The organism is Ahniella affigens, from assembly GCF_003015185.1.
Classification (GTDB): domain Bacteria; phylum Pseudomonadota; class Gammaproteobacteria; order Xanthomonadales; family Ahniellaceae; genus Ahniella; species Ahniella affigens.
On record NZ_CP027860.1, the window covers coordinates 3183727 to 3195740 of the forward strand.

General features: G+C 60.4%; 12 protein-coding genes. 3 read left to right on the plus strand and 9 right to left on the minus strand.

Features of this window, described 5'->3' with window-relative positions; genetic code table 11:
* The 8 genes from C7S18_RS12315 to C7S18_RS25345 form a co-directional block, all read right to left on the minus strand.
* A complete protein-coding gene (locus tag C7S18_RS12315) occupies positions 1-429 on the minus strand; it encodes a hypothetical protein (protein ID WP_106891854.1) in 429 nt (142 codons plus the stop codon).
* Complete coding sequence (locus C7S18_RS12320) at positions 426-833, minus strand: hypothetical protein (RefSeq protein WP_106891855.1); 408 nt, start codon at positions 831-833, stop codon at positions 426-428. The genes C7S18_RS12315 and C7S18_RS12320 overlap by 4 nt, the downstream gene beginning before the upstream one ends.
* Positions 830-1231, minus strand: a complete 402-nt coding sequence (locus C7S18_RS12325; protein ID WP_146151898.1) for a hypothetical protein — start codon at positions 1229-1231, stop codon at positions 830-832. The genes C7S18_RS12320 and C7S18_RS12325 overlap by 4 nt, the downstream gene beginning before the upstream one ends.
* A complete protein-coding gene (locus C7S18_RS12330; RefSeq protein WP_106891857.1) occupies positions 1228-1692 on the minus strand; it encodes a hypothetical protein in 465 nt (154 codons plus the stop codon). The genes C7S18_RS12325 and C7S18_RS12330 overlap by 4 nt, the downstream gene beginning before the upstream one ends.
* Positions 1689-2621 (minus strand): AAA family ATPase, encoded by a 933-nt coding sequence (locus C7S18_RS12335; RefSeq protein ID WP_106891858.1) that lies wholly within the window; start codon positions 2619-2621, stop codon positions 1689-1691. The genes C7S18_RS12330 and C7S18_RS12335 overlap by 4 nt, the downstream gene beginning before the upstream one ends.
* A 32-nt stretch (positions 2622-2653) precedes the next feature.
* Positions 2654-4657: a transposase domain-containing protein gene (locus C7S18_RS12340; protein ID WP_106891859.1), complete on the minus strand. Its 2004-nt coding sequence runs from the start codon at positions 4655-4657 to the stop codon at positions 2654-2656.
* Between the two features lie 316 nt (positions 4658-4973).
* Positions 4974-5417, minus strand: coding sequence for a hypothetical protein (locus tag C7S18_RS12350; RefSeq protein ID WP_106891861.1), 444 nt, complete (start codon positions 5415-5417; stop codon positions 4974-4976).
* Positions 5418-5658: 241 nt separating this feature from the next.
* Complete coding sequence (locus C7S18_RS25345; protein WP_106891862.1) at positions 5659-6042, minus strand: helix-turn-helix domain-containing protein; 384 nt, start codon at positions 6040-6042, stop codon at positions 5659-5661.
* A gap of 71 nt (positions 6043-6113) precedes the next feature.
* Between C7S18_RS25345 and C7S18_RS12360 the strand changes: the two genes are divergently transcribed.
* Positions 6114-6683, plus strand: a complete 570-nt coding sequence (locus C7S18_RS12360) for a helix-turn-helix domain-containing protein (RefSeq protein ID WP_106891863.1) — start codon at positions 6114-6116, stop codon at positions 6681-6683.
* A complete protein-coding gene (locus C7S18_RS12365; protein ID WP_106891864.1) occupies positions 6664-7017 on the plus strand; it encodes a hypothetical protein in 354 nt (117 codons plus the stop codon). Before C7S18_RS12360 ends, C7S18_RS12365 begins: the two co-directional genes overlap by 20 nt.
* A gap of 282 nt (positions 7018-7299) precedes the next feature.
* Here the strand turns inward: C7S18_RS12365 and C7S18_RS12370 are convergent, their stop codons facing one another.
* The gene (locus C7S18_RS12370; protein WP_170113249.1) at positions 7300-7722 is read right to left on the minus strand and encodes an ExbD/TolR family protein; all 423 of its coding nucleotides are present in this window, start codon (positions 7720-7722) and stop codon (positions 7300-7302) included.
* Positions 7723-8309: 587 nt separating this feature from the next.
* Between C7S18_RS12370 and C7S18_RS12375 the strand changes: the two genes are divergently transcribed.
* Positions 8310-11912, plus strand: coding sequence for a trypsin-like serine peptidase (locus C7S18_RS12375; protein ID WP_170113250.1), 3603 nt, complete (start codon positions 8310-8312; stop codon positions 11910-11912).
* The last annotated feature ends 102 nt before the right edge of the window (positions 11913-12014 follow it).

Here is a 12014-nt window from a genome sequence, read left to right on the forward strand (position 1 = left end):
TCAGTGGCTCCGCTGATGGTTTTCGGGAGCGGACCGCATGCCATTCATGCACAGCACGATGGACGCCGGCAGCGTTCCCTCATAGAGCAAGACATCGAGAACAGACCCGGCCCGCTTGATGCGTTCCAGTCCAAATTCGCCTTGCGCGTAACGCCGCAACGCGCTCTCTTGGGTCACCAAACCGCGCACGGCCAAGCCAACGCCGATCACTAGGCACACAACGGCCCCGGCGAGCTGACCATCTGCAGGGCCGCAATGCCTTCGAAGCTCCGGCTGCATCGCCATCAACGCCGGCAGAAAGACAGCGCGAACCGCTTCAACTGATTCGACTGGCCAGCGCGTTCCGATTTGTGCGAGCGCGCTTTCGTCGATGTACGGGCAGGGCCCAGCATCAGCAACAAGCTGATCAAGTGTCTTCGTGCTGATCATGTTGCCCCCTGCGCATTCGCGATGAACGACGCGATCACGGCCCCACTTGGCCTCATGACAAGTTCGTTGAGTGCATCTCTTGCGTATTCAATTGCGCATTCCCACGAAGGCGCCGCTTGATACGGTTCGAAATAGATTTTCAGCGATGCCAGCACGCGGGGCTTGGAATACCCCCTGTTTTGCATCGATCGATGCATCACTTCAAACAATAGCGCTTCCGCGACAACATGACGGCCAGCAACTACTATGTGCCCGGCTGATGTCCAGTCGGTTCCGCAGTTTCCCAGGATGAACACCAGTAACTGCGTCCATTCCGGCGGTTGCAGTTGGCCAAACTCGGCAATCTTCCTGATTGATGCCGCCGCGATCCTCCGACCTATCACAGTGTTGCCGGACACGATCATGGCGTCACCTCGCTCAGCTGCTGGCCAATGAACGCCCGCATCCGATCCCCGGCCGGTGTCAGCAGAAACCGATCGAGCTCGATTGCAACGTCATCAGTGACGCGCGTGTCATATCTCCCGACCATGAACCGCAGATTCCAGTCCGATAGATTCCGCGCGCGGGCGGCGCGCAGCATGACTGTGAATTGCCAAGCCTTGACGTACAGCGTTGGATTGAACGGCGTTGCAAGCGCCAGCAAACCCTCGATCCCGCCGCCCATGTCGCGGACATGACCTTTCAGCCACTCAACGCAGCACTCAGGGGCAGAGTTGTGCGCGTCACATACCACCTGGAGCAGGTGCTCCGGGTACTGGTGTCCATGCGGGCCTACGATTGTTAGTACAGGCAGCGGGTTCATGCTGACCCCACTGTCTGACTTATGGACAATAGGGACCCGCGAAAGTTGGCGTTAACCTCTGCGAGAGACTTTCCCCCTCGAATCAGGGCCAGCAGTTCGGGGCACGCATCCAGATGAACGATCTGCGCCAAGTTGTGCCAGCAATGAGTCCGTTCGATCAGCGTCGGGCAAAGCTGCTTGTGCCTGCCGCGTAGCATCTCAGACTGGACAAACCTTCCACGCGCCGCAAGGGCAGAAACCACGACGACGATGCAGAAAGACATCAGGAACGTTGGCGGCATGTCCTCGATTTCGCGAGCACAGATGAGCGCAACTGGCAGAAACACCTTGTCCCATGCCTGCAAGTCTTCAACGTCGATCGTGTCGCCTATCGCCGTCAGGGTCGATTCGTCGACCGAACAATCGGCGAGCCCGTCATTCTTGCGGGACTGGAATGTGTCGAAAAGGGCTGCGAGTCTCATTCCACACCCCCAAGGTCGAGCCACGCCGCCCGAATGTCGTCGCAGCACATCGCCCGCTGCTGTGCCGTCGCGTACATCGACGCCAGCCGCAGCACCTTCGTCAGGATGCGCAGCGCCCCAGGCTTCGAGCCGATTTCAGTCAACTGCGCCGCACAAGCTTTGTCTTTGATGTTCCAGGCACCAACCAGCGCGTCGATATCGCCGTGCGTCGAGCGCAGCAGGCGGACCTTTTTCCCGATCCGGGAATAGAGTCGGTCAAGATAGGCGGCGCGATTGCCGCCGCTCATGCGCGCATAAACTTGTTCATTGCCGACAAGCGCGACGCCGATCCCGGTCGCATCGTGCAGGCTGCGAATTTGATCGAGCGCCGCGACCGACAAGTGCTGAGCTTCGTCGATCACAATCAGCCCCGCAGTTTCTGCGATGCGTTTGCAGATCGCGCGGTGTAATTTCGCCGCGCCGCCACCAAGGGCACCGCTGACGCCAACCGCATCGGCGATTTCTTCCAGTGCGGTCACGACTGACGCGGATGCCGGCGTCATCGTCGCGACCCAAACATTCGGCGAAAGGTTGCGATAGCGTCGAATCGCGGATGTCTTTCCGAGCCCGGCGCCGCCGTACACCAGCGCCAGGTCGCCAGCAGCTTGCGCGTAGCGCAGCGCGCCGATGACCTTCTCGGCCGAAGGTGTCGGCACGTAGTCCGGCGCGATCGGCATCGCTTCAGCCGTGGCACGCTGCGCGCTATGGTTGTCAAGCCACTGCTGCAGCTTCGTTTCGGTCGCTTCAATATCGCCCGGGTATGTGCCGGAGAACCATTGCGAAACCGTCGTGGTCGACAGCCCGCTTTCGCGCGCGATCTTTGCTTGTGTGATCTGTCTGTCTTCGTGCATCAGCGCCCGCAGACGCTCCCTCAAATCGATTGTGCTCATGTGTGGCTCCCGTGGTCGTGGTACTGCTCAAATCATTCCTGCGGCGTGAACCCGAGCGCTTGGTTGCGCTTGCGTTGGAACGCTTCAAGAAAGGAATTCAGATCGGCTTCGCGGCTGTCTGTGCCCGTGCGCTGGATCGCGCGGGCTGCATCGCGGTCCGGATCGTGCGGCCGTGTGAAAACGGGCCGCACGACGTTTGTTTCTGGCTGCGGTTGTGGCGCTGGCGCGGGCTTCTCGGCTGTTGCATAGAGCTTTTCTTGCTCCAGCTGGTTGAGTCGCCGCTCTTGCTCCAAGCCGCGCTTCGCGTGCTTCGTGATCCGCGTGCGCAAGCGCTTCGCTTCGGCAGCTGCGTCGGTATCGTTGTAAGCCCGCGATGGCATGTGCTCTGCAGCAAACAGATAGCGGCCGTCCAGGCTGTACACATGCACGCCGGCCGAAATGTTGGCCGGGTCAAAGTGCACGCTGACACGCTGATCGATCAGGTTCGGCGCCGCGTCAGACCAGAACTTGTTGCGTCCGTGGCGCGACTGGCCAGCGTCCAGCACGATGACGCCGGTTTTCGGAATCGTCACGATTTCGCGCGTCATCAGCAGCAGCCGACGCTGAGCGTCTGACAGCACGCGCACCGGGTGTTTAGCGACGCTTTCGGCCCATGCTTGGTCAAACGACAACACACCCCTGCAGACCGGCGTGCGACGCTTCGCGCGTGCGTTGTGTCGTGCGACTTCCTCTGCGATGACTTCGCGCAGCAGCTGCACCGGGATGGCCGTCGACGGGCTGAACCCGCCCACTGCCGTGATGCGTGGATTTGTGGCGACTTCGCTATGCAGTCCACCGATACCGAACGCGCGCTCGATCGGCTTCGCCCCCGGGTTTCCGGTTTCTGCGTTCGGGCTGGTGAAATGAGGCTCGATGCCGAGCATCTGCAGCAGCCCAACGCCGTCTGCAGGATCGGACTTGAAGCGATGCCGGCCAGCAGCGCCTGCAGTCATCAGCTTGTTGGCCGCGACGCGCGTGTTGTCGATCCAGCAGTATTCCGGCGCGCAGACTGCGGTCAAGTCATAGGTCGCGAGCCGGAAGCAATCAGTGTGTTCGGTTTTTGCAAGGCGCCACGCTAAGATCCGGCGTGTTCTGATGTCTTGCCACACCCAGGCCGTTGCGGTGTTCAAAATCTCGCCATCTTCGAAGCAAACATAAAGCCGGTCGAACTTCAAACCGTCGCCATTGACGGCCTGGCCGGCGCTGAACACCGTCGAGTCGCGATCGATGGACGGCAGGCGACGCCGCAACGCTTCGGGCCCTTCGCGTGACAGCGTCAGTGACAGCGAATCCACTTCTGATTCCAGGCGGCGCACGAACGTTTTCAAGCTCGGCATGGCCTTACCTTGCTTGGCTGCGAGCTCAGCGGTGCGGCGATAGCAGCTGCTCGCGCTCTTGCGGTCGCGCGACATATAGGACGATTTGAAAAAGTCCCATAGAACATCGGGAATCTCTGCAGTGCTGGTGCGGCCCGTGTAGTCCGGCAAGAGCAACGCGGGCCAGTCCGCCCGGGCAGCATTGCCGACAGCGCGCTCCCATCGCGCCAGGCTCGGAGCCGATGCCCCTTTCAGGTTGGCGGCCCGCATCGCAGCGGCGACCTGATCGCGGGCTGCGCACTTCGGCGTGCCTCCTGCGACCAGCGCGGCGACGGCGTCGAGTTGCTGCGCAGCTTGCACGGCTTCGGCGCGCATCGTGGCCGTCGCTGATTCGTAGCGTTCCCATGCCGCTCTGATGAGCTGATCGTGCGCGATAGCCGCGAGCTTTCGTGTCGACGTGGCAGGCTTCGGCGCGGCTTCTGGCGGCGTTGCGATCAGCAACGCTGCCCGCGTCACTGCGGGCAGCGAAGCAATAGCGTATTCAAGCCCTTTGCCGCGCTTGCGGCGTCGGCTTTCCCAGCCCTCGCGTACTGAAGTTTTCAGTACACCGCGCGTGGTCGACGGCATGCCCGGCAAGCCGGCCAGCTCTGCGGCAGAAAGGAACCGCTGCTCCGTCGTCATTCGCTGGCCTTCGCTGCGCTTGCGCAGCTACTGCAGAGATCCGCTTCGACCCACCAGCATCCGCTAGCACACGCGGTGATCGCGGTGCATCCGCAGACGCGGCAGGCTCTAGGCGCAGGGCGCAACTGGCGCGAAACTTCATAGGCACTCAGGCCAATCACGCCGCGATCGCAAGGGGAATAGACAAATGCAGGCGAGTGAATCAACACTGTGCGGCGCTTTTGCACCGTTGAAATTTCGACGACTTCGGCGGCGCTCTCGCGGCCGTCGTTGTGTGTGAACAGAACCCGCATACCAACCCGCAGCGCTGAAGGTTTCATGTCTGCCTCCGCGAGCCCTGCAGGCGTTTGCGCAGCGCCTTCACCTGGTCGTCGATCGCGGCGCGCTCGGCTTCGAGTCGCGCCACGTCGTGTTCGAGTACTTCCTCGCCAAGCAACACACGGCCGCCGCGAATCCCGGCGAGCCATTCGGTGTAGGCATGCGAACAGCAAACCGCTTCGAGCACGGGCAGCAGCCACGCCGGACAATTGAAGTTGTCGCGTGCCTCACTGGTGTAGCCATCAAGCATCAGCTTGCTGATGTCGTGGCCAGAAAGCCGACTGGCGTCGGCTGCGATCTGCCAGCGATCCTTGCCGCTGGCCGCGAACATTTCGGACAGCAAGTGTGCGAGCACCGCGCGATAGTCTTGGCTGCCAGGTGTCAGCGGCGCAGGGCGCGGCGCGCTGAACATGTCACGGGTCAGATGATCATGTCGCGTCATACCGCACCCCGCACGTGACACCATGCAGCCGGCCCGGCAGCGCAGCAACGCTGAGGGGCCCGGGCCGGACTGCAAGGAACGTTCCCACCAGTGAAATCCAGCATGCTCGCCGCCCGCGACGCGGGGTCTGGTGTGCGTCCTGGCAGGGTTTTCGCGACAACGCGGCGCGGGGCACTGGCTGCCTGATCCCCAGCCCATGACGCGGGCCATTCGTGTCGATGCTGTGACGTGGGGCGCATATCTATCGGGCCCCTACCGTTTGCGGATTGCGCTTGTGCGTAATCCGTATAGGATTCGCTTGGAAGTGGTCTGGTCGGCGTGGAGCCGGCCCCCGGCGTCTGTTAGGGGCGCCAGATGTGTCATATCGCGATGGCCAGATCACTTGCGGCTGTAGGTTCAGCGCATTGGCGATGATTCCCTCAGCTTTCGGAAATGGCCGACGTGCGGCTTCGCCAAGCGGCGCCCCGTCGTCATATCCGTGAGCAATTGCCAGTTGGCGCAAGCTCCAGCCAGCTTTGTGGAGTGCGACAAGAACATCCTTCCAGTGCCAGTCCTTTGCGGGCTGGTCTTGGACCGGAAGCCGGTTGCCTTGACCGGTTTTTTTGTCGCTAGTTTTTTTGGTCATGCCCGTATGTGCCTGTAAGTCATCACATGTGAATTAGATATTAGCCACATGTGCGAGTCTGTCAAGCGGATATGGCAGTTCCGATTCGTCAATCATTCAAAAGCGGTGCAATCGTGCAAAATAAGACAGCCGAAACAGTCACTTATGCGCGAATCGGAACTAAAAGCGCAGATTCGGAACTGGTTCCGATTTCACTCGCAGATGTGGGGGCACGAATCGGAACTGCGGCCGATCTACTTGGGACCCGCGCAGATGCTGCAAAGGCAATTGGCGTGTCGGCGTCAGCCCTGCAGCGTTACATCAAGGGCGATAACGAACCGCCGTTCACAGCTATTGCGCGCCTTGCAGCGCTTTCGGGAGTTTCAATTGCTTGGCTGGCAGGGCTTGACGGCACCGAAAACGTGCAAAACCGCGTGTCGCAGCCCGCGAGACTTGATGCCTGGACACTGGGGCAAGCTGTGTACGTGCTCGACGGCGTGCTCAGCCAGTTGGCAAGCCACATGCAGCCCCAGGCTTACGCGGAGACGCTGCTGATGCTGTGCGACTATTTACAGGCGGGCGGCGGGAAGCTGCAGCCGGACAACGTCGTGGACCTGGTGCAATACATCAAGCGGCGACAGAATGGGAACGAATCTGGATGACCTGATAGCGAAGCTGGCGGCCAATGCCCGCCCGGGCACTGCGTTTGCAGCAATGGCGGGCCTGCAGGGCCCATCTGGCAAGGAAAAATGGCCGTTCGATCGCCAGGCCGTGCCCGCGCCGCTGCGCCGCCGCGTTGCGTTGGGCCGTATATCGCTGCATGTCGACCGATACAACCTGGATGAGCTGCTGCAGACCCTGCTGGACGCCGCAGGATTCCGCCGCTTGGCCGAAGTGCCGGACGATGACCTGTTTCGGCTGGAATTGTGGCTAGAAGCGCACGTCGAGCGCCTGGAAACCGGCTGCAGCGACCCGCACGGCTTCCCGGCGTCTTAAACGGCCATTCAACGCCGGTTTGCCGGCCGTTCAATTGATCATTTCAAGTGACCAAGTTGCCGGAATCTGGCCAATTGATCATTTCGGGACCTTTTTTTGTTTGAAGGTTGCAGAAGGGCTGAAACCCGCAAGCCCGCTGCTTCTGTCCCAGATTGTCCCGCCTGATCCCGCTATATCCCGGATTGATCAGAGCATGTGACCCCTAACACCGTCGCAAGAATCGCGCATCGTCTGTGATCGTTTGAAGCTCGAATAAGCGCACCAAAGGGGCGGCTGGACTCCCTAGCGGGCCGTCGCCTGGTCATTCGCGCCAACAAAACCGATTTTCCGGAATCCCACATTGCGGGCGCTACCCAGCACCTGGGCCAACGTGTCGAACGATGCATCAGGCTCGACCGCCAGAGCGAGCCCACGCTTCGGGGCTTCGCGCCACTGAACGAGCAGCGCTGGTTCCGCATCAGTAGCGGCCATCACTTGCTGACCGATCGTGATCTGGCCGCTGGCCAATACGCGAATCTTCAGCGGTTCGACCAGCTCATCCTGAGTGTCGGGAGACCGTCCCGGCACATCAAGCGGTATACGGCTCGCGAGCGCCGGCGCGGCAATCAAGAACACCACGAGCAGACACAACATGACGTCAATCAGCGGCGTGACGTTGATGTCCGCCATGGCGGTGGAACGGGGGGCAGGTCGCAAGAAACGCATGGGCATCATCTCCTTTCGCCGGACTCGGCAACGGTCGTAACGCGCGACGATCGATCCCGGGGTTAGCGGTGTGCGCAGTTTCTTTTGCGGCAATGCAGCATACGGTGATCACCCGATGTCTTGAATCCAGGCTCACAACCAGGGCGCGCCCCGAAACCCCGTGTGCACAAACGTTTTCAAAAGGGTGCTTGGCCTACCAAATTCCTAAGGAGCCTCTGAACATGTTCAGAGGCGATGCGGGCCATGGATGGCCCGCCCAGAATCAATCACGCAAGTGGTTGATTCTGGAGCACTGAGTCCGGACATGTGCCGGACTCAGTGCGGGTCTGAAAGTCCAGGATGGACTTATTCAGACCCTCCCTAACCGCATTGCTGGCAGGATGACACTCGGAATTTCATAGGGTTCCGACAACGGTCAAGAAGCAGCGCTGCACGTGGGCACCGACCGAACGTGCAGTGATGAACCCGTCTTCGGCGCACATGGCTTTAAAGCCACGTCTTCCAAACCGCGGGATTGTGCGTTGTATGCTCCGTACCAAGACTGGATGAGGGTGTTGCGAATGACGTTCAAGACAAGGATTTCACTGGTGGCTGCTTTCGTCATGCTGCTGCCGGCTGGCAGCAGCCTGGCCGTGGCCGACGATAGCGCTCCCGTTCTGGAAGCCGGCAGCACGGGCATCGTGATGCCTGCGTTGGACATGGCCAAAGCAATTAGCGAAGACGCCTTGGCAGATAGCAAAGGCAACCCGGGTGGTTGGCGGTACGCCCTGCCTTTCGGCGTCCAGGTCAGTCCAAGAACGCATGGCAAGTGGATGCGCCTGCCCACCGGCCAGATGCAATGGCAGTATCGGGTGCAGGCCGCATCGGCGGTACATGTCAACTTCGGGTTCACCACCTACTGGCTGCCCGAAGGCGCCGAGCTTCGCATTGAAGCGACCGATGGCACCGAAAAAATTCGACCGTTTACAGCCGCCGACAACGAATCGCACCGACAACTCTGGACCCCTCCGATTGCGACGCAGGATGTCACGCTGACTTTGACCGCACCGCCCGACCGCTATCAGCAGGTCGAATTGGTATTGAGCCGGATCAACCAGGGTTATCGAGGCTTCAACTTCCCTGGCAAAGTGTGCAAGTCGGGAAATTGCAACACCGACGTTGCCTGTCTGGCCACCGAGGATACCTGGAATCGAGAGCGCCGCGCCGTGGCTGCAATTGGCACGAACGGAGAGCGCTTTTGCACGGGCTCGTTGGTCAACAACACTGCAAACGATCGGCGCATGTTGTTGGCTACCGCGACACATTGCAATATCAATTCGGGCAATGCGGCGTCGGTGATTGCATACTGGAACTTCGAGTCGGCCACTTGTCGCCGCCCGGGCTCAGCAGCCAGTGGCCAGGTCAATGTCGGCCCGACCAGCAACTTCCTCACTGGCTCGCGGTTCCTCGTGTCGTCGCCAGCGTTCAACAACAGCATTGGCCCAGCCGGCAACAAGAGCGACTGGACCCTGATTGAACTGGACGATCCACCGAATCCTGGCTCGAACCTGTTCTGGGCTGGCTGGGATCGGAGTGGCACCACCCCGACTTGCGCGGTGCCTGCCGTCGCAAGTTCGACTACCGGATTGTGCGCCTCCATCCATCACCCAAATGGCGATGAGAAACGCATCACTTTTAGTGAACAGAACATGGCGACATCTGACATCGGCAATGCTCGAAATGTGCATTGGCAGGTGCAATGGGACAGCACGCCACCCGTGCTCCCGAATATCGTTGGTTCGGGCGCCCTGCCGCCCAGCGTGACCGAACCCGGCTCATCAGGATCGCCTCTCTACAATGCCAATCATCGCCTGGTTGGGGTGCTTTCGGGCGGCGCGTCGTTCTGTGGGGCACCAACCTCGCAGTTGAATGATCAATACGGAAAACTCTCGCATGCTTGGGATTACCTGGACACAACGACCACCCGGCTTCGGGATTATCTTGATCCCACCAACTCTGGCGCTATAACGCTCAACGGCATTGACTCGGGTCCAGGCTGCGTTCCGATGACGGCCAATCTCAGTGTAACGCCGACCAGCCCCAATGTTGACGAGTCAACGCGCCTCAACCTGTCCATATCCGGTGGCACTGCCCCCTATACGGTGGCGTGGGATGTCGATGACGATGGCACGATCGACCGAGTCGCGACTGCAATTGGCGGCACAACGTCGTTGGCGCCACATTACGTGCGCGCAACCTCAACCACGATCAAGGCGACGATTCGAGACAGCCAGGCCTGCAGCACCGAAGTCAGCCGTGCCATCAACGTTGCCGGCCCCGATATCGTGGCGACGGCTGGTGTCCCGACACAACTCTGCGGCGACAATGATGCGGCACTCGAACCAGGCGAGCGCTGGGCGGTACCGGTCAATCTCCAGAACAGCGGCGGCAACGATGTGGACAACGGCGTGTTCGTGTTTGTGCCGGGTGACACCGGTACCGGCGACAGCTCGGAGCTTGCACAGACCGCAGACGCGTTTGGCTACACCCGTGCCGACAACACCGGGCCGCTTTGTCGATTCCAGGCCATAGACATGAGCGCGCAACCAGCGCTGAGCCCGGTCGCGGCAACCGACACCATCAGCCCATTCGACGATGGCGCAGTGTCGAACCTGAGTTTGGGGCCAAATCCATTCAACTACTATGGCCAGAATTTCACGCAGTTACAGATGTCCACGAACGGTTACTTGAGCACGTCGCAGAACGACGGCGGCGGATCGTATGCGAATACCTGTGGATTTTTCCCAACGGGTGCCGACAACGGCTATCTGCAGGCACTGCAAGACGACCTGGTCGTGCAAACCGGCGGAGCAATGCGGCATGCTTATTTTGCCAATTGCCCTCGTCAAGCCGATGCTGGCAGCGCCGCGCAAGGCTGCACGGTTTTCGAGTGGCGAAACGTCGGACAATATGTCAGCAGCAACAGTACCCCAGAAGGCAATGCGGTCTTTCAAGCCATTTTGTACGACCAAAGTTTCGAAATTGTCTATCAGTACTTGACCCCGTCGAGCGATTTGGGCGAATCGGCCACGATCGGCATTCAAAACACCTCGGCATCGGTCCGAAATCTATACTCATGCGGCAACCCAGCGGCCACCGCCAACCGGGCCGTATGCTTTTTCCATCCTACCCGGCAGCCAAATACAACAAACCTGCGAATCGACGGCCGACCGTATGCAACTGTCACCAGCCTGAACTCCGGCAATACGCTCTCAGCAGGCATTCCGTTCCAGGTGTCGAGCACGGCGGCCTGTGGGGCGCCTTTGAAAATCAGCTATCTGGGCATGGCTGACGACACCGCGTTTTCCGCTCGTTCCAATACCATTCTGAACACGGTGGTCGGCAATGGTGGGACGTGCAATGTCAGCAATTGCCCGCTCACGACCACGCCGAAAGCGCTGCCAAGATCGGGCTTGTATCAAAACCTCAATCGTCTGGGCAGCGGCACCGCGGCGTTCAATATTCCACGCGATGGCAATCCCACGCAATTTGCGTCGGTGTGGTACACCGCAAAGGCCGACCGCTCGCCTTACTGGTACACCCAAGGCGGCAATTGGAACGACTTGAACACCCAGGTCGAGACCGATATCACCGAGACCAAACAGACCGGCACCAACCCGTTTACGGTTTCCCGAACCAGGGCCGGCAATGGCTGGGTGACCTACGTGGATGACAGCGCGGAGTACGTCTACTTCTGGAACTTGAACGGCACGCTGGTTGGTGAGAAGCAGCTCCGGTTTGTCGACGAAACCGGATTCAGTGGTGACAGCAACCGCAGCGGCGGTTGGTTCAACCCAACCGAGAGCGGCTGGGGCGCGACCGTGACCGACTTCCGCTCCGGCTCAAGCTCCATACGAGGCATATTGGCGTTCCTGTTTGATGCAGCCGGCGAACCGCGCTGGATGACGGGCTCGACGACCAATCTGGCTGCCAATGCCCAAGTGCCGGCGACCACGGCGTTTACCCATTGCCCGGTGTGCCCAAACTTCGACGACTTTTCCAGCACCACCGTCAGTACGGGCACCATGCAGATGAACTTCACCAACAGCACGAACGCAACGTTCAACAGTAGCCTGAACTTCCCGGGCAGCATTGGTGGCAGTTGGAATCGTACGAACACGCCAATGATTTTGATTACCCCGCCGTTCTAAGCGGATTGCAGCCTGAACGCTCCTATCACCCCGGGGCGTTCGGACCTGCGCGGTGTCCGGCGCTTGCCGGACACCGTGCGGTTCTCACCCTCCAGGGTGAGG